At 52.9% G+C, this 19,681-nt stretch carries 14 protein-coding genes; 12 read left to right on the plus strand and 2 right to left on the minus strand.

The genetic code is table 11. The features are described 5' to 3' along the window. Positions 1–178: 178 nt before the first annotated feature. The 12 genes from ACO064_RS27130 (at position 179) to ACO064_RS27185 (ending at position 18,169) form a co-directional block, all read left to right on the plus strand. On the plus strand, positions 179–1,018 hold the full coding sequence (locus tag ACO064_RS27130) for an MBL fold metallo-hydrolase (protein ID WP_421830326.1): 840 nt from the start codon (positions 179–181) through the stop codon (positions 1,016–1,018). 125 nt (positions 1,019–1,143) lie between these two features. Next, the gene (locus ACO064_RS27135; RefSeq protein WP_421830327.1) at positions 1,144–1,956 is read left to right on the plus strand and encodes a patatin-like phospholipase family protein; all 813 of its coding nucleotides are present in this window, start codon (positions 1,144–1,146) and stop codon (positions 1,954–1,956) included. Positions 1,957–2,027: 71 nt separating this feature from the next. Next, positions 2,028–2,453 carry a carboxypeptidase regulatory-like domain-containing protein gene (locus tag ACO064_RS27140; RefSeq protein WP_421830328.1) on the plus strand — a complete coding sequence of 142 codons (426 nt, stop codon included), beginning with the start codon at positions 2,028–2,030 and terminating at the stop codon, positions 2,451–2,453. 135 nt (positions 2,454–2,588) lie between these two features. After that, positions 2,589–3,785: a sensor histidine kinase gene (locus ACO064_RS27145; protein WP_421830329.1), complete on the plus strand. Its 1,197-nt coding sequence runs from the start codon at positions 2,589–2,591 to the stop codon at positions 3,783–3,785. Then, entirely contained in the window at positions 3,757–4,533 is a 777-nt protein-coding gene (locus tag ACO064_RS27150; RefSeq protein WP_421830330.1) for a LytR/AlgR family response regulator transcription factor, read from the plus strand. The genes ACO064_RS27145 and ACO064_RS27150 overlap by 29 nt, the downstream gene beginning before the upstream one ends. A gap of 509 nt (positions 4,534–5,042) precedes the next feature. After that, on the plus strand, positions 5,043–8,048 hold the full coding sequence (locus ACO064_RS27155; protein ID WP_421830331.1) for a SusC/RagA family TonB-linked outer membrane protein: 3,006 nt from the start codon (positions 5,043–5,045) through the stop codon (positions 8,046–8,048). Positions 8,049–8,060: 12 nt separating this feature from the next. Further along, positions 8,061–9,458, plus strand: a complete 1,398-nt coding sequence (locus tag ACO064_RS27160; RefSeq protein ID WP_421830332.1) for a RagB/SusD family nutrient uptake outer membrane protein — start codon at positions 8,061–8,063, stop codon at positions 9,456–9,458. Between the two features lie 350 nt (positions 9,459–9,808). Then, entirely contained in the window at positions 9,809–12,853 is a 3,045-nt protein-coding gene (locus tag ACO064_RS27165; RefSeq protein ID WP_421830333.1) for a SusC/RagA family TonB-linked outer membrane protein, read from the plus strand. Beyond that, positions 12,850–14,229, plus strand: a complete 1,380-nt coding sequence (locus tag ACO064_RS27170; protein WP_421830334.1) for a RagB/SusD family nutrient uptake outer membrane protein — start codon at positions 12,850–12,852, stop codon at positions 14,227–14,229. Before ACO064_RS27165 ends, ACO064_RS27170 begins: the two co-directional genes overlap by 4 nt. A gap of 73 nt (positions 14,230–14,302) precedes the next feature. After that, positions 14,303–15,172 (plus strand): hypothetical protein, encoded by an 870-nt coding sequence (locus ACO064_RS27175; protein ID WP_421830335.1) that lies wholly within the window; start codon positions 14,303–14,305, stop codon positions 15,170–15,172. Positions 15,173–15,180: 8 nt separating this feature from the next. Beyond that, the gene (locus ACO064_RS27180; protein ID WP_421830336.1) at positions 15,181–15,687 is read left to right on the plus strand and encodes a hypothetical protein; all 507 of its coding nucleotides are present in this window, start codon (positions 15,181–15,183) and stop codon (positions 15,685–15,687) included. A gap of 70 nt (positions 15,688–15,757) precedes the next feature. Next, positions 15,758–18,169 carry a M43 family zinc metalloprotease gene (locus ACO064_RS27185; RefSeq protein ID WP_421830337.1) on the plus strand — a complete coding sequence of 804 codons (2,412 nt, stop codon included), beginning with the start codon at positions 15,758–15,760 and terminating at the stop codon, positions 18,167–18,169. A gap of 58 nt (positions 18,170–18,227) precedes the next feature. Here ACO064_RS27185 and ACO064_RS27190 read toward each other — a convergent pair whose 3' ends face one another. Together ACO064_RS27190 and ACO064_RS27195 are read right to left on the minus strand one after the other, a co-directional pair. Further along, complete coding sequence (locus tag ACO064_RS27190; RefSeq protein ID WP_421830338.1) at positions 18,228–18,992, minus strand: hypothetical protein; 765 nt, start codon at positions 18,990–18,992, stop codon at positions 18,228–18,230. A gap of 9 nt (positions 18,993–19,001) precedes the next feature. After that, entirely contained in the window at positions 19,002–19,637 is a 636-nt protein-coding gene (locus ACO064_RS27195; protein WP_421830339.1) for a hypothetical protein, read from the minus strand. Positions 19,638–19,681: the final 44 nt, after the last annotated feature.

Consider the following 19,681-nt stretch of genomic DNA (forward strand, 5'->3'; position numbering starts at 1 on the left):
GCCTAAAAGTACTGAATATGTCTGATAAATACAAAGCAAATCTAGATTATAATGCATAAAATAGCGCTGTTTAATGTTTTTTTAATGACCATTTCTTTATTCAATGGAATATGGTACACTAATTATAGTGTATATAGAAGTCTGATTATTCATTTTCCAAGAACCCTTCAATTCTGCTATGACTGTGCAAACGATCGATACCGGTTTTTTTAAATTAGATGGTGGAGCTATGTTCGGCGTTGTGCCGAAGTCGCTCTGGAGCAAGTCCAATTCGGCCGACGAGCGCAACCTCTGCACCTGGGCGATGCGCTGTTTGCTGGTGGAAGCGGGTAATCAGCTGATACTGGTGGACACGGGGCTGGGCGACAAACAGGACGCCCGGTTTTTCAGTCACTACGAACCCCACGGTGAAGCATCTCTGCTGAAATCCATTCGGCAGGCGGGGTATTCCGAAAAAGACATCACGGATGTTTTACTGACTCACCTCCACTTCGACCATGTGGGTGGGGCGGTTTCCCGGTCTTCCGACCAGCTCGTACCCACCTTTCCATCTGCTACGTATTGGAGTCACAGTGCGCACTGGAACTGGGCCACGAATCCAAATCCGCGCGAGAAAGCCTCTTTTCTGAAAGAAAACATCGAACCCTTGCAGCAGAGCGGGCAGTTGCAGTTTGTCGACCAGGGCGGTTTTTCCTTTCCGAACGTCGAACTGGTGCAGGTCGATGGCCACACGGAGAAAATGACGCTGCCGGTTTTTCAGGTTGGCAACCGGAAAGTGGCTTATGTGGCCGACCTGATTCCGTCGTCGGCCCACGTTCCCTTGCCCTGGATCATGAGCTACGACGTCCGCCCGCTGCTGACGATGGAGGAAAAAACGCGTTTGCTGCGTCAGGCGGCCGAGGAAAACTGGATTCTGGTGTTTGAACACGATCCGGTTGTTGAAGCCGCCACCGTTGAAGCCACCGAAAAAGGCATCCGAATCCGTGAGAAAGGGCAGTTGGCCGCGTTATTGGAATGAACCGGAACGAGATTTTAAATGTACCATTCCGTAGCAAAACCAGCATCCGATTCGTTACCTGAAAGAAGAAGTGCGGTTTAGTTTTCCGTAATTTTTTGGTATTTGAACGTCATCATTGTAAAAAAATGAAAATTGGCTTGGTGCTTTCCGGAGGAGGGGCGCGCGGAATTGCGCACCTGGGGGTTTTGAAAGGCTTGCTGGAAGAAGGGTTTGCGTTCGATCAGATTGCGGGAACGAGCGCGGGTGCCATTGCCGGGGCCTTGTTCGCCAACGGCTATACGCCCGACGAAATTCTGAAAATCATTGAGACCACGCCCTTTTACCGCCACGTTCGGCCCGCTTTCACCCGCCTGGGGCTGCTGCGACTCGACAAAGCGGAAGCGCTCTACCGGCAGTATCTACCGCACGATTGCTTCGAAAGTCTGCAAATTCCGATGCATGTGGTGGCAACAGACCTGACCGAAGGCGTCCTGACGGTTTTCAATACCGGCGAACTGGTGCGGCCCATTCTGGCTTCCTGCTGCCTGCCCGGTATTTTCGAGCCTTACCTGATCAACAAACGCCAATACGTCGACGGGGCGGTTTTGAACAACATGCCGGTCGAAGTAATCGAAGATAAAGTTGATTTCATCGTGGGGATTCATTGCAATCCATTCGCAACCCAGAAGCCCATTACGTCCGTCAAAGGTGTTTTGGAGCGCAGTCTCATTCTGGCCGTCCGCAGCAAAACCCGGGAGCGGCTGGCCAAATGCCACTTGCTAATCGAACCGCCCGAATTGAGCCGCTACGATGTGTTCGACTGGCGTCGCGCCCGGGATCTTTTCCGGATTGGCTATCAATACACCCAGACGATCAAACCCCAGTTGATCAGGACGCTGGAGTCGACATTCACTTCAGATACGATCTCACCCAATTCAAACAATAAAACCCCCGGTTGAGCCAATTGAGTCTGGGAAGACGCAGCGGGAAGTCGTAGTTTTCAACAGAAAACAGCCTTCCATGCCCCGTAATGTTGAAACGTGTCCTGATTGTTGCGCTTCTTTTTGTTTCCGGTATCCTGACGGCCCAGCCTCCGCAATTCGGTGAGGTGACGGGTCTGGTACACGATTCGGGGGGCAGTCCGCTGGAGTTGGTGACCTTGCTGTTGCTGAAAGCGACCGACTCGACCCTGGTGAAAGGGACGGTGAGTAATCAACAGGGCGTATACGAATTTGAGACCATTCCTGTCGGAACCTATCTGATGGCAACATCGCTGGCAGGGTTTCTGAAAACCTATTCCCGTGTCTTTTCAGTAGGCGAGAACCAGTGGAATAGCCATTTGCCTTCATTGGTGGTTCGCGAAGAAACCCGACAATTGTCCCAGGTGACGGTGAAAGCCCAAAAACCGTTCATCGAACAGCAACTTGACAAAACGGTTCTCAACATTAAGCCCTGATCCGGGCCGCTAAAGCTGAATATGTGCATCCCATCGATCGGCATACTATGGTAGAAGGAGGGTGGAAAAGCAGTTTTGTGACGCTCAAAAATGAGCTGCGGTCGGATGAACTAACCCATACCTATACGAATCCCAATGACGAACTTCATCAATAAACTTTTGCAGCAGGCCAGCATCCCGATTACCAGCCGCCAGTTTTGGCGTTATTCGCTGGTTTTCTGGGGTGTTCTGGCCATTTTTTCGTACGTTCAGAGTACGCTGGTTTGGTTGTTGGGCAGTAAGTCGAAAATGTACATCGCCGAATCGGTCGAATGGTTCATTACGTATCTGATGTGGCTCGGTTTCACGCCCCTGATTCTGAAAGCCGCACAGCGTTTCCCGATCCGACTGCTGGAACGCCAAGGCGCGTGGATCAAGTCGTTGTCCATTCATGTGTTGATTGCCTCCGGTTTTTCACTGCTGGTTTCCAGTGTGGCGTATCTGCTCGTTTCCCCCCTGTATTCCTACGAAATCGGGAAGCCGATTGGGCCGGAGAACATTCCCTTCTGGTTTTTCTGGTCGTATTCACTGCGTGTCACCAACTACCTGCTGGTGGTTGTCGGGTACAGCATTATTTCTTATACCCACCGCTATCAGGCATTGAAAGAACAGAATCTAACGTATGAATTGAACAATGAACAACTGAAGACACAACTGGCGGGAGCCCAGCTTCAGGCCTTGAAAATGCAGTTAAATCCTCATTTTCTGTTCAACACGCACCACGCCATTGTGAGTCTGATGCTGCAAAACGACACGCGGAAAGCCATCGACATGGTCACCACGCTGAGCGATCTGCTGCGGGGCGTGCTGGCGCATCAGGATTCGAATTTTCTGACACTGCGGCAGGAACTGACGCTGACCCAGCAGTATCTGGCGATTCAGCAAATCCGGTTTCAGGATCGGCTGCGGATCGAGTGCGACATTGACCCGGCCACCGAAAATTGTCCGGTTCCGCAGTTGCTGCTGCAGCCGCTGGTCGAAAACGCCGTGACGCACGGTATTTCGGGGCTCACCACCGACGCCCTGATTCGCATCAGTACCCGCCGACATCCCGGCGAAATCCAGATTTCGATTTTTGACAACGGGCTGGGCCATCGCCGGAAGAGACGGGAGGGGGGCGGGCTTGGCCTGAATAACACCCGTTTGCGACTCCGTCAGGCCTACGGCGATGCGGCTCATTTTACCATCGAACAACCGCAGGGTGGCAGCACCTTCGTGACGCTGTTGTTTCCCAGCGAACCTCATTTGCTCACCAACGCTACGCATGAAAACCTATCGCTCGCTCATCATTGACGATGAAATGCTGGCCCGGAGTGTCATTCGCACCTTTTTGCAGGCCGATCCGTCGGTCATCGTAGTGGGCGAAGCGGGCAACGGCACCGAAGCTGTCATCAAAATTCTTCAGCACCGCCCCGATCTGATTTTTCTGGACATTCAAATGCCCGAACTCGACGGTTTTGAGGTGCTGAAAGAAATCTGGCCCCACCACCAGCCGTTTGTGGTGTTTACTACCGCCTACGATCAGTACGCTTTGCGGGCTTTTGAGGTCAACGCCATTGATTATCTGCTGAAACCGTTCAATGAAGTGCGCTTTCACCAGGCGCTGGGGCGGGTACAGGAACGGCTTTCGCAACGGACCCAGCCCCGGATTGAGGCCCTGGTGAGTCAGTTGATGAGCGAACAGGCCGCGCAACCCAGCGGGGCCTATCTGCGCCGGATTCTGGTAAAAGAAACCGGCCGGATGTATCTGGTCAAGGCCGACGACATCAGCTACCTGGACGCCGACGGCAATTACATCACCCTGCACACGGCCCAGGAGCGGCATACGATTTACGACAGCCTGACAAGCCTGGAAACCCGGCTCGACCCGACCGATTTTGTGCGAATCAATCGTTCGTACATCGTCAACCTCAATTACATCGCGGAGGTTGAAACCTATTTCAACGGGGAATACATCGTTAAGCTGAAAACCGGTCAGCAACTGAAGTGGACGCGTAATTACCGCGATAACCTGAAATCATTTTATTCCAAATCGACCTGACGCAATGGTGTTCGGGGCATTTCAATTTCCCTTTGTGACTGAAAATCAATAATTATAGAAAGATGTTTATTTGACTGGCAATTCGGTTACATCAGCAGGTGTTCTTTCCGTTTAAACCGGTTTTTGGTAAAGATTAAATAAAATATTTAATCTTTCTAATAGGATTATGAGTGTAATCCTAACCAGGGATCGATGCCGGGAGTCACCCATTGAAAAAGTTGACTAAAGCGAATACCGGATCGTGACCGTCCTGTATGAAGGTATTCTGAATAAATCAAAATAAACGGGTAATGTTTTGATTATTAGGCAGTTATTGTGTTTTTGGTAATTGAAAGCTGATTACTAAATTCTAAAGTGCCTGATAAATAGTATGCAGGCATACATTTTTTTTGATGATAAGGTTCTTCATATCCCGCGAATTGCATTAAATTGCGTTTAAGTAAATTCCCCTTTTGCGGGGGATTGTTTTTTTAATTTTTATTTTTTTTCAACAAACCAAACCTATTTGTATGAGAAGATCATTACTGCTTAGCTGTCTGCTAATCACCCTGGTGTGGGCCTCGGCGATGGCGCAGGATCGGCAGGTGACTGGAAGAGTCACCTCCTCCGAGGACGGGTCGGCCTTGCCGGGTGTTTCCATTCAGTTGAAGGGAACCCAGCGGGGAACCCAGACCGATGCCAGTGGCAATTATGCCCTCAGCGTTCCGACATCGGGTGGTTCGCTGGTTTTCAGTTTTATCGGAACGACCACGCAGGAAGTGGAAATTGGCAACCGCAGCACCATCGATGTGAAGCTGGTGAACGACACCCGCGCCCTGAGTGAAGTGGTTGTGGTGGGCTACGGAACCCAACAACGCCGTGACCTGATTGGGTCGCAACTGACGGTGAAGGGCGACGATATTGCCAAACTGCCGGTGCAAACCTTCGAAACAGCCTTGCAGGGCCGCACGCCGGGGGTTCAGATTACGCAGGGAAGTGGCAAACTCGGTTCGGCCTTACAAATCCGGGTTCGGGGCGCGGCTTCGATCTCTGCCGGGAACGAACCGCTGTATGTGCTGGACGGGATTCCCATTACCTCGCAGGATGTCAACACGACCGACACGGAACTGTTCAGCCCGCTGGCCGACATCGACCCGAACGACATCGAATCCATCGAGATTCTGAAAGATGCCTCGGCTTCGGCTATTTATGGGTCACGCGCGAGCAATGGCGTCGTGCTGATTACGACCAAACGCGGGAAAGCTGGCCGGACCAACATCCAGATTGGTTATTACACCGGAATCACGAACGCAACCCGCAAACGGGAGTTTTTAAATTCGGCCGAATACAAAGAACTATTTACGGAGTCGCTCACCAACGCGGGCATTGATCCCAACGATCCGAGCGACGGTTTTCCGGGCTACGGGATTGACCCCAACTCCGGCATCGACAGCGACTGGGCGGGGGCGGCTTTCCGGCAGGGAGCCGTCAACCAGGCCAACTTCGGCATCAACGGCGGGAACGATAAAACGCGGTTTAGCCTGAGTGGCGCGACCAACAAGCAGGTTGGTTTCATCATCGGCAACAACTTCCGCCGGAACAACATGCGACTAAACCTCGACCACACGGTGAGCAAGAAACTGAGTGTGGGTGCCAGCATTGCCTTCTCCACCATCAATAACAAGAAGGTGTCGGGCGATAATGCCTTCTCCAACCCGATTCAGTTGAACGCTCTGCCGCCCCTGCAAGCGATTTACAACCCCAGCGATCCGACGGGCTACAACCGTTCGACGCTGTATTATAACAACCTGGTGGAGCTTGATAATGCTTCCAACTACGCCCGCACTTTCCGTACGTTCGGGAATATTTTCGGCCAGTACCAGCTTCTGCCGGGTTTGACTTTCCGGAGCGAGTACGGTTTCGATATCCTGAATTTGCAAGAAGAAATCTACCAGGGCCGGGTGACGGAAGACGGTGCTCCGACCGGCTACGGCTATCAGGCCATGACGCGGGTGAACAACTGGACCACGAACAATACACTCAATTATCAGAAAAACATCGGTACCGACCACACGATCGACATTCTGGCCGGGATGACCTATCAGGAACAGAATGTGCAGACGGTGTCGGCTACGGGCCGGAACTTCCCGAACGACAAGTTTCAGGAACTTGCCAGTGCGAGCCAGAAAACGGATGCCAGCTCGACCGAAACCGGTTTCAGCATCCTCTCGTACTTAGCCCGCGCCAACTACAAATTTAAAGACCGCTATCTGGTGGGCTTCACGGGCCGGATCGATGGTTCGTCACGCTTCGGGGCCGACAACCGCTACGGTTTTTTTCCCTCGGCATCGGTGGGCTGGATTCTGAACGATGAGCCGTTTATCAAAAACGCCCTGCCGATTCTGAGCCTGCTGAAACTGCGCGCCAGCTACGGCTTGACCGGGAATTCAGAAATCGGCAATTTCGACTCACGCGGGTTGTACGGAACCATCAATTATGGCGACCAGGTCGGTATTCGTCCGTCGCAGGTGGCCAATGCGGCCTTGCGTTGGGAAAAATCGACGCAGTTTGACCTGGGTCTGGAGTTTGGTTTCCGCAATAACCGCATCAATGGTCAGATTGATTTCTACAACAAAATCACCGACGACCTGCTCTTGAACGTGCCACAACCGGCCATCAACGGTTTTTCAACGATTGCCCGCAACATCGGCAGTATGCGCAACCGGGGTCTTGAATTCAGCATCACCTCGCAAAACCTGGTTGGTGCTTTCCGCTGGTCGACCAACTTTAACATTTCCTTCAACCGCAACAAGGTGACGCGGCTGGATGTGTCGCCCATCCGGGCCAATTCCCGCTTCCTCAGCTACGTGACGGTGGGCCAGCCGCTGGGTGTTTTCTACGGCAAAAAATACCTGGGCGTCGACCCGGCCAACGGCGATGCGCTGTATCAGGGGGCCGACGGGCAACCCACGAACAACTACGCTTCGGCACCAGAATTGTTTGTGGGCGATCCCAACCCGGATTTTACGGGCGGTTTGAACAACAACTTCTCCTACAAAGGATTCGACTTGAGCGTACTGCTCCAGTTTGTGTCGGGCAACGACCTCTTCAACGTAGCGGGTATTTATCAGTCGGTGAATGGTGATTATTTTGATAACCAGACCAAGGACCAGATGAACCGCTGGCAGAAACCGGGTGATGTGACGAATGTTCCCCGCGCCGAATTTGGGGCAGCAAACGGAACCAGTATTTCGTCTCGATGGATGCAGGATGGCTCGTTTTTACGCGTTAAAACCGCTTCACTGGGTTATAACCTGCCGAGTGCCTTCCTGAAGAAAGCGTTTATCCAAACCGCCCGGGTTTATGTTTCGGCGCTGAACCTGTTCACATTTACGAAGTATACGGGCTACGATCCGGAAGTGAACACGCAGTATATCAACTCGACAAACCAGACGGCCAACATTGCGTTAGGGCATGACTTTTATACCCCTCCGCAGGCGAAAACCTTTACGTTTGGTGTGAATCTTGGCTTTTAATCGAAACTGAACATGAAAAAAATAATTATATCCTTAAGTCTGGCGATGGTGATGGGCATAACCGCCTGTGACAACAAACTGGACCTTGAGCCCCGCCAGTCGGTCGATGCAGCTACGGCCTTATCGACGGCGCAGGACATTGAGAGTGCTTTGATTGGAACCTATGGCGTTCTGACCGGAACCGGGGGTGGGCTGGCCGATGGCGAGTTGTATGGAACCAACCTGAACCTGGTTCCTGAGCTGCTGGCGTCCGATAATTCGGTGTCCTGGCGCGGAACGTTTGCGAGCTACCGGGAAGTGACCAACCGGCAGATGCTGGCCACCAACGTTGAAGCGCAACGCACCTGGATTACCGCTTATCAGGTCATCAACGTGGCCAATAACATCCTGGAGTCACTGGATAAAGTGACGAATGCCGACCAGAAAACCGCTTTTGAAGGGGAAGCGCGGTTTCTGCGGGGAATCATGTACTTTGAGCTGGTTCGTCTGTATGCCCTGCCCTGGGGAGCGACAGCGGCCAATGATCAACTGGGGGTTCCGCTGGTGCTGCGGGCCACGACGGGACAGGAACAGGCCGCCGAAACCCGGGCGCGCAATACTGTAGCGCAGGTGTATACGCAGGTACTCGACGACCTGACGAAAGCAACGACGCTGATGCCGGAAGACAATGGGTTGCGGGCGTCCAAATTTGCAGCTCTGGCGTTTCTGTCGCGGGTATATCTGCAACAGTCCGACTATGCCAAAGCACTAGCCGCAGCTAATCAGGTGATCGAATCCGGAAATTACCAACTGAACACCAACGTCACGACGGTTTTCCGGAACAAAAATACGGCCGAAAGCATTTTCGAAATTCAGGAAAACACGCAGAACAACCCCGGAACGACCAATGATGGGCTAACAACCCTGTACGCCAGTATTCCGGCGGGTGGGGCTGCCGTTGGCCGGGGCGATGTTCAGGTGCTGAACAGCTTTGTCGAGTCGTACGACCCGACCGATGCACGCCGGACGGATTTGTATTACATCGGGGTAAAAGGAGCCGGAACCCGGTATTACACCGGAAAATGGGCGGATTTTTACGCCAATATCCCCGTAATTCGCCTGTCGGAAATGCTGCTGACCCGCGCCGAGTGTAACCTGCGGCTTTCGACCACCACGGGGGCCACCCCCGCTGAGGATGTGAACGCCGTTCGTGAACGGGCCGGAGTGGCTCCAATTGCCGCGCCTACACTGGCTCAGGTTCTGAAAGAACGCCAACTGGAACTGGCTTTCGAAGGCCTGCGCATTCATGATATCAAGCGCACGAAAGGCAAAACCGGTGACCTCAACTGGAACGATCCAAAGCTGGTGATGCCGATTCCGAAACGCGAAATCGACGCCAATAGCCTGCTGGTTCAGAATCCGGGGTACTAAGGCGTTGCAAAAATGACAAATATCAAATGATGAATGCTAAATGTAAAAGTGGGTACGCCCTATGAATACTTTTACATTTAATATTCATCATTTGATATTTGTCATTTTTGCAACGCATGATTTAAAAATGCCGTACCTGGTGGGTACGGCATTTTTATTTGGCAGAAGCACAACGTTGCACTAAAAAAAAGCGTCATGGTAGATGTTACATATTTTTTTATTTGGTATACATTGATTCACTGCGATTCAGCGTTTAATAGTTTGAAAAATCAGTATATTGACCCATCAAAGGGGAAAAGAAGCAACCGATTTTGGCGCATGAGATCCGTTTTAACACCCAGTTCTTGTAGATGAGAAAACGTTATACTTTTTTAAGTTATTGGTTCTTATTCATTATTCTGTCGGGAAGCCTGGCCTTTGGTCAGACCCGCCGGGTAACGGGGCGGGTAACCGCAGTACAGGACGGATCGACGCTGCCCGGCGTGAACGTCGTGGTAAAAGGAACCACCATTGGGGTCAGCACCGACGCCGATGGCAATTACAGCATCAACGTCCCCGATGACAAAAATATCCTGACATTTTCGTCCATCGCGCTGGTTTCTCAGGACGTTGCCGTCAACAAACGTTCGGTCATCAATCTCCAGATGGCCGAAGCCGTCAACGAACTGGCGCAGGTGGTGGTGACGGGGTATAACTCGGTACAGAAGAAAGACATCACCGGTTCGATGGTTTCCGTGACTGCCGAAAAATTCAAGGAGATTCCCGTCACCAGTTTCGACCAGGCATTACAAGGCCAGGCGGCCGGGGTTCTGGTCACGCAGTCGTCGGGAACACCGGGGGGGGGGATCACCGTCCGCGTTCGGGGCAGCACCTCCATCACGGCCAGCAACCGCCCGCTGTTCATTGTCGATGGCGTGCCGGTCGAAGACGGTTTGCTGTCGTCGCGGGATTTCGGGGGCCAAAACGACAACGCATTCTCACTCCTCAACCCCAACGATATCGAGTCGATACAGGTATTGAAAGATGCCTCCGCCAAAGCCATTTACGGGTCGCGGGCAGCCAACGGGGTGGTTCTGGTGACCACTAAAAAAGGAAAAGCCAATCAGAAAACGACCTTTACCGCCGACGTACAGCGCGGGGTGACCGAAATTGTCCGTCGTCCCGATCTGCTCAATTCCAGCGAGCTACTCGATTTGCAACGGGAAGCCGTGACCAACGCCGGGCAGGACCCGGACAAACTGGGGTTGATTAAAGGCGTTACCGACGGCATCAATACGGACTGGGTCGATGCGGTTTTGCGGAGAGGACTCTATCAGCAATACCAGCTTTCGGCATCGGGAGGGACCGACAAAACCCACTTCTACATCAGTGGGAATTATCGGGATGAGGAAGGCATTCAGTTGAACAACCGCCTGACGCGGATGTCGGGCAAGTTCAGTTTCGATCACAAAGCCAATTCGGCACTGTCGTTCGGAACGGATATTTCCCTTTCACGAACGCTGAACAAGCGGGTGAAAGGGGACAACTTTCTGGATGGTGTGTATTCGGGCGCGGTCAAATCGCTGCCGTTTCATTCGCCTTATAACGAACAGGGCAAGCTGTATGGCCCCAACGATCCGAATTACGCCGGTTTTCCAAACTTTAATCCGGTCGCACAGGCGGTATTGCCCCGGTTCGATACCTACACGGTAAAAATGTTGGGCGGTCTTTGGGCCGAATACGAATTACTCCAGAATCTCCGGTTTCGGTCGAAGGTAAGCATCGACTACAACCAGGTGACGGAAGATCAATTCGAATCGTCGCAAACCGCCATTGGCGGGTATCTGGAAAGCGTGGGCGGGCGCGGTTATGGCGTCTTCATCTCGGGAACATACACCACCTTTATCAATACCAACACCCTGACGTACAACGTTCTGCTGAACGAAAAGAACCGTTTGAACTTCCTGGGTGGGTTCGAAATTCTGCAACGCCAGGAACGCACCGGAAACGTGCAGGGGCGGTTGTTTCCAAGCGACGACTTTACCTACATCACCTCGGCGGGGATTGTCGACAACGGAAGTTCCGGTTTGCTGAAAAGCGGACTGATTTCTACGTTCGGTGAAGTCCGCTACGATTACGATGACCGGTATCTGGCAACGCTGACGGCCCGCTACGACGGCTCATCCCGTTTTGGTCAGGACCGTCAGTTTGGGCTGTTTCCCTCGGCCTCCGTGGGCTGGCGGATTTCGCAGGAGAAATTCATGGAACCGTACCGGTTTCTGAACGACCTGAAACTCCGGGCCAGCTATGGTTTTACGGGGAATGAACGGATTGGAGACTACCAGTTTCTGGGAACCTGGGCTTCGGTAACCTACAGCGGAGCAACAGGCTTAGGCCCGGCGGCACTGGCGAACCCGACCCTGCAGTGGGAGCGGACCCGGGAAGCCAACCTGGGTCTGGATGCTTCTTTCTTCAACGGGCGACTCACCTTCAGTTTCGATGTGTATGATAACCTGACCGACCGACTGCTATTTGCCCAGCCCATTCCGTCGACGACCGGTTTTGGAACCTTGCAGGGAAACATCGGGAAAATATCGAATCGGGGAATTGAACTGATGATTTCGACGGTCAACTTCGACCGGGGCGGTTTTAAATGGAATACCGATCTGAACTTGTCACGGAACATCAACAAGGTGGTTGAGCTTGCCAACGACGGCCCGCTGTTTCGGGGGTATGACGCCAACGGGGTCGGCAGCACGAACGCGGTTGTGCAGGGAGAACCACTGGGTACGTTCTGGGGACTCAAGTTCCTGGGGGTCGATCCGGCGACGGGCGATGCAATTTACGACGACCTCAACGGCGACGGCCGGATCAACACCGAAGACGGTCAGGTGATTGGCAATGCCCAGCCCAAACTGTTTGGCGGTCTGACCAACCGGTTTTCGTTCAAGGGCTTCGATCTGAACGTCTTTTTTCAGGGGTCGTATGGCAACAAGATGCTGAATTTTACCAGTGTTACGTCCATCAATACCGGGGCGGATTTGCAGAGCAACCAGTCGCGGAAAGCGCTGGAACGCTGGCAAAAACCGGGTGACATCACGAGCGTACCGCGGTATGTCTACCAGAATACGTACAATAATTACCACAGCAGCCGGTTTCTGGAAGATGGCTCGTACCTGCGGCTGAAGAACGTTTCGCTGGGGTATAACCTGCCCAAAAAATACGTCGAGCGCTTCCGGATTGTGTCAAACGCCCGCATTTTTGCCTCGGCCACCAACCTCTGGACGCTCACCCGGTATTCGGGTCCTGATCCGGAAGTGAGCACGCTGGACGGTTCGACCACCGCGCAGGGCATCGACTTTTTCACCATTCCTCAATACAAAACTATGATGGTGGGAATCACCTTAAACCTATGATCCGATTTATTCGCTATACGGCCATCCTGGCCACGGTTTGGCTGGCTTCCTGTACGACCGTGCTGGAACCCAAACCGGTCGATTTGCTGGTCGATAACCTGGTTCTGAACGAACCCAACGATGTGGAACCGGCCCGGATCGGTGCCTACAGTGCGCTGCGGGGCATGGCAGCCACCAACATGATGGCGGGCGATTTTACGGCCGATTACATCCGCCACAACGGCACTTTCACCGATTACCGTGAACTGGGCACCAAGCAGATTACCTCTTCGAATGGCGCACCGGCTTCCCTCTGGAGCAACCTGTACCGGACCATCTACGTTGCCAACTTTGTGCTGGAAAAGCTGCCCGCCATCAATGGTGTTTCTGCCGCTACCAAAAAGCAGGTGCTGGCCGAAATGCGGTTTTTGCGCGGCTACGCCAACTTTATCGGGGCCAACACGTTCGGTGATATTCCCAAAGTGACAACCACCGACCAGGGCACCAACCGGAACATTCCGAAGACGGCCAAAGCTGATATTCTGGCGTCGGTGCTGGAGGATTTCAGAGCGGCCGAAACCGATCTGGCCACCATCGAAGCCGGTTCGACAGCTCAGGTTATAAACGGCACCTACGCCAACAAAATCACTGCCCAGGCCATGCTCGCCCGGTATTACCTCTACCAGAAAAACTGGGCTCAGGCAGAGGTGTATGCCACCCGGGTAATCGATGCCAAAGTGTATTCGCTGGAAACTAATTTTGAAGACATTGTTAGCAAAGATTTTACGAAAGAGTCTATCCTGGAGGTCGGCTATGGGCTGTCCGACGACCCCGGGACCAGCGCTTTTGGGTTGACCAACCTTTTTGTAGGACGTCGGGAAGTGATCCCCTCGGATCAGGTGGTGGTTTCCCTGTTGTCGACTGAGTCGGGTACGCGCCGGGCCACGGTAGCGTTCAATTCTCAAAATTTGCAGGGCGACGACAACGGCTGGACGATGCAAAAATACGGCACCGCCGACAACGACAACAACAACATCGTGCTGATCCGCCTGGCCGAAATGTACCTCATCCGGGCCGAAGCCCGGGCGCAGCAAAACAAACTGACCGGAACCGCCGGGGCCATTGCCGACCTGAACGTGTTGCGGGCGCGGGCGAAGGCTCCGAACGTGTCGGTTGCCAATCAGGCCGAAGCGATTTCGGCGATTGAGCGGGAGCGGGTTTATGAACTGGCTTTTGAAGGCCACCGCTGGTTCGACCTCATCCGGACGGGCCGGTTGCAGGCTGTCATGACGGCATTTTCGCCCAACTGGAAAGCCACCTACGACCGCTGGCCGATTCCGAATGGTGAAATTCAGCGCAATCCGGCGCTGAAGGACGCGCAGAATCCGGGGTACTGACTTTCAGTTGAGAGTTAAGCGTTAAGAATGAAGAGTTAAGAGGGCTGCTGGTGTGGTTTGAATCTGACGAAAAATGAGACACTATAAATACCTATTCACTTGTATTATCGCTCTGGCCACGGGCTGGCTGGTGGTGGCCTGTGAGGAACAGGATATCGACCGAACGTTTGAAGGGCCGTATTTTGTGCGGTTTACCGACTCGTCGCTGACCTATAAGGAAAGTTACAGCAAGACGATCGGCATTAAGGTGCACAACGCCGGGCCGCAGTTGGATGAGGCCATTAAAATTAACTATGTCATCAGCGGAACCGCCCGCGAGGGCAAGGATTATGTCATTGAAGGCACCAGAGGCACCGTGACGATTCCGGCCAAGCAGAGTTCCGGCACCATCAATCTGAAGCTGATCAACAACGCCAACAACATTCTGGAATCCCAGACGGTGGTGCTTACGCTGACCGATGTGCAGCCTTCGTCGCTGCGGGTGGGTTTTGGCAAGGAAGGGCTGCTGGGGAAAAGCCTTACGTTCACCATTGAGGATGATTGCCTGTTCAGCGGGACCTATTCGGGTGCCCGGCAAAATGGCGCGTATGTGAATATCCTCCAACTGTCGACCACTACCGCTACCTTACCCGACATTGCCATTTCCAGTCTCGATTGCAAAACCTACACCATCGGAAACTGGAACATCGGGATGGCTGATTTTTTTGGATTCAACGCCATCAAACCCACTTTCACTTTTGTCGACAACGGGGATAACTCCCTGACGATTCCCGTTCAGTCCAATGCGGATCTGGGCGGAGATACGCTGTCGGGAACGGGTTCGTGGAATCCGCAAAACCGTCAGATCACCCTGAGTCTACGCTGGAGAGCGACTTTTACGACCCCTTCCGGCAAAGACTCGATAGGGACGATTACTTTTCCGTTTACGTATACGCCACAATAATGAACAGCATGAAAACCTATATCCGTTTGCTGGTTTTGTCAGCCGGTTTGATGGGCCTTTTCGCCGGGTGTTCCGAAAAACTGGAACCGAAACCCATTACCTACAGCCAGTTGCTGACCGGAACTGAAAAGAAAATCTGGCGGCTGGTGTCATTCGAGGTAGTCGATGAGGGCAAGAAGTCGGGGGTAATACCGATTCAAAACGCGCTTGATCCCTGCCGGAGCGACGACCGGTACGTTTTTTATGCCGACGAGTCTCACAAACTCGAATACCTCAATGGGACTACCAAATGCAGCACAACCGAAGCCGATACACTTTTTGAAGATAGCTGGACGATGATCAATTCCAACGCTACCCTGGAATTTGTCATTCCGGTTTTTAGTGGCAGCATCTTGCCGTTTACCATCAAGAATCTGACGGAAACGTCGATGACAGTGGAAATCTATTACGACAAAATTTACGTCGAACCGATTGACGCCAGTTACCGGTTTACGTTCAATTCGACCACAAAATAAAGGAGAAATACGGTACTGAATTTCGGCGTAACTCACCGGATCGATCACCGACCTAACTGGATTGCTTTTTATGCTTAAACGTATACTTTTTTCGATTGCTCTACTCGTTTGCGGATTCTACTCCGGATCGGCCCAGCAAATCCCGGCCTGGCAGCAACTGGCCAGCCAGCCAGCGCGGGAGCAATGCGCAACCATGCAGATGGACAGTGCTTTACGGGTTAAATATCCCGAAATGGGTAGCCGGGCGGCTTTTGAAAAGACGCTCCAGGAACGCATTGAACAGATCAAGAAACTGGAACGGACGGGTCGGCTGGCCGATGTGGTGCTCACCATTCCGGTGGTGGTTCACGTCGTACACGCGGGCGAAGCCGTCGGAACGGGCCGCAACATCAGTGAAGCGCAGGTAAAAGCCCAGTTGGAAACCCTCAACGAAGACTTTCGCCGGAAACCGGGTACCCGCGGTTTTAACGACAATGCCAACGGGGCCGACATCGAAATCGAATTCTGCCTGGCCGCCATCAACCCCACGGGTGGAACGATTACGGAACGGGGGATCGACCGGGTAAACGGGGCGTCTAATTTCGGCAAATCGACCTGGAGCAAGGCCGACATCGACGGCGTTTTGAAACCGAACACATTCTGGGATCCCGAAAAATACTTCAACATCTGGGTCGTTGATTTTGCGGCCTCCGACGACCGTCTGTTGGGATACGCGCAGTTTCCGAGCCAGTCGACCCTGCCGGGTTTATCGCCCAATTCGGGGGCGGGCAGCACCGACGGCGTGGTGATCCGGTATCAGTCGTTTGGCAATGCCGAGAAAGGCAACTTTCCGGTGATGCAGGCTCCGTATAACCTGGGCCGGACGCTGACGCACGAAGTGGGCCACTGGCTGGGGTTGATTCACATCTGGGGAGATGCCAACTGCGGGAATGACTTTGTGGACGACACGCCGACGCAGGCATCCGAAAGCCGGGGTTGTCAGAAAGGGCGCGTGAGTTGCGGAGGCACCAACATGGTCGAAAATTACATGGATTATTCCGACGACGCCTGTTTCAACATCTTCACGCGCGGTCAGAAAACCCGCATGCGGGCGGTGATGCAGGTGGCACTTCGCCGGGCTAACCTCGTGAATGCTAATGTCTGCGGAACCTCCGTCGTGGCGCGTCCGACGGCGAATTTCCGGGCCGAAAACCTCCGGGTTCTGTTGGGCGGTCAGGTGCGTTTCACCGATCTGTCGACCAACTTCCCGACGAGTTGGACCTGGACGTTCGAAGGCGGCACGCCTTCGAGTTCGACGGAGCAAAATCCGGTGGTGACCTACAACCAGCCCGGCAAATTCCGGGTGACTTTGGTGGCTTCCAATGCCGCCGGTTCGTCGGCTCCGTTTGTCAGGGAACAATACATTGAAGTCTTGAACGTCGGTCTGTGTGCCGACCAGACCAATTTCAGTGGCACCCGAACCGTGTTGCGTCAGCCGGGCGGAACCGGGTATGTCGCCGGCCAGAACAGTCGTAAAACCAAGGCGGTTTCCGAGTTTTTCGATAATTCACTGAGTTATAATAACATGCACGGGGCCTCGCTCCGGTTTGGGGTAGCAAAAGCCGCCAAAGGTGCCGAAACGGAATCCATCGTCACGGTGAGCGTCTGGAACGCCCGGGGCTTCCAGAACGGACCGGGTGCGGTATTGGAAACGAAAGAAGTGCCCCTCCGAACCATTCTGGAGGATGTGGCCAACAACCGCGCCACCAGCATTGTTTTTGACCGGAACGTTCCGCTGAGCGGTTTGCCGTTCCACATCGGCATCGAGCTTACCTATGTGGCCGGAGATACGGTGGCCCTGACCACAACCCGCGACGGCGAATCGCTGTTGGGAACTTCCTGGGAGCAGAATGCCAATGGCGAATGGGAGCGGTACCGGGTTCGCCAGGGGCTCAACGTTGCCCACGAAATTACGGCCCGGGTCGGCATGAAACCGTCCGTTCAGCTGACGGCATCCAAACAATTTGTGCTGCCGGGCGAGCCGGTAACGCTCAATGCCCGTGGCGCCAGTATTTTCAGTTGGGCGGGTCAGAATTTGAGCAGTACGCTGGGCGGTCAGGTCATTGCCCGGCCCACGCAAACGACCTCGTATACTGTGACGGGTTCCGGTCTGGATCTGTGTAATGCGACGGCGACGGCCCGGATTTACGTTCAACCCGGCACGATCACCGGCGTGCCTACTGCGCTGCCGGATGAGGCCTTGACGGTTTCTCCCAACCCCAGCGACGGTTTAACGGCGGTTTCCTTCCGGAACACATCCCGGGGCATCCTAACGCTGTCGGTCCGCAACGTGGCCGGAGTGGAGGTGCTGAAACAGCAGTACCAGAAAACCGACGACGGTTTTGAAAAGACGCTCGACCTTCGAACGATGCCGGGCGGGCTGTATCTGGTCGAGATCCGGATCGGGTCGCAGGTGGTGCGGAAGAAGGTGGTGAAATATTAGAAGTTAATGACCCCTGTCAGCGGTCGAAGACCCTGACAGGGGTGTTGATCGAATTACATTAGCTGATCGAGAGGTAATAATCGCCATCAGCTTTCCACTTCCCCTTGACTTTCCGGGCAAATACGACGCCGTAGCGATGCACGGAATACCCCCACATGTCGTAGAGGAAGCAGGCCAATTGTTTATCCTGTGAAAAAGCTACATGGGAGATGCTTAGTGTACCTAACTTCCGATAGGGGAAACCAAGGATTTTTTCATCTGATAGCGCATGTAACTCCAGCCAGGAAGGGGTTACAAAGGCATAGATACTGTAAGTGTCAGACGCCGGGAAGCCTTTCCAATTCCGCCACATCACATCATCAGGTCCACCTTGCGGTAATTGATCGACGGGTATGGAATCCAGATGGGGTGGGAAGTCAGGATTCCAGAAATCCAGCAAGTTACGGAAAACCGCCCGGAAGGCCGTATCAACCCCTTTGAACCGCTTGTCCCAGTCCGCTTCCATTCGCGCCACCCGTTCATTAAAATGAGCGGGTGGCGGCATGAAAACCCCCGACATAAAGCCAACCCAAACCGGCTCTCCTTCCAGGCCCTGGCTCATGACTCCCCGGTACGGAGAGTCCCAGGTGGGTTTAGGTTCGTCGGGGTTCAGATAGCGCAGACTCTGGTTGATCACAGCGATTTCTTCTTTGATCGCAGTAGAATCCCGCTGTGGTATTTTCGCAAAGCCAGCTTTTTCCTGATTTTGGCAACCCACCAGCAAGGGTAGCAAAGCGATGATATAAACGCATTTCGATAGGGAAGGAGATGAAAAAAGTAACATTTAAGATTGTCAATTTGAATAAACGACCAAACGCGATTTAAAGACTGCTAACATATCAATCAATGCTTTTTTGCAGGAATCCGCCTGGTAGTTTTCCAGTATCTCCGCTTGCTTTTCTTTCAACTCATCCGCAGGGATAGTCCAGAAGAACTGATTGTACAGGTATTCCCAAAAAGATTTTATGGCAGGACTATTCCATAGAATCAGTAAGGAGGGGTCGCCGATCTGATCGGCGTAATCGGTAAACAAATTGACGAAATCGACGATATTCTGGGCGTCTTCAGGCGCTATGCAGTCGATATTATCAAAGGTATATCGTTCGACAATGGATTGAAGATGATCGAGATTATTTATTGATTCACCTTCATATGAATTGACTATGTCTAGTATTTCTTGCGCCCAGTTTGTTGAATTTTCTGTATCAAAAATAGGAATGCTATACGTTAAAACCGCTTCTGCCGGACCTTGCTTCGTTTTGAATAACAGTATATTTTTTTTCTGATCGATCAATAACTTTGTATCACCATTCTTAGTTAAAGAATCGTATCCCCAAATAGTATGATAGGTGACGTTGTTGAGGTGGATGGCAATCACCCACTTGTTGTATTTTAAGTTAATTTCGTCAATTTTCTCCCGCCTAGTCATGATTTTCTTGTTGGATCAATTTTCTAACCTTTCAAAGTGGTTTG

Source organism: Larkinella sp., assembly GCF_965227735.1.
Classification (GTDB): domain Bacteria; phylum Bacteroidota; class Bacteroidia; order Cytophagales; family Spirosomataceae; genus Larkinella.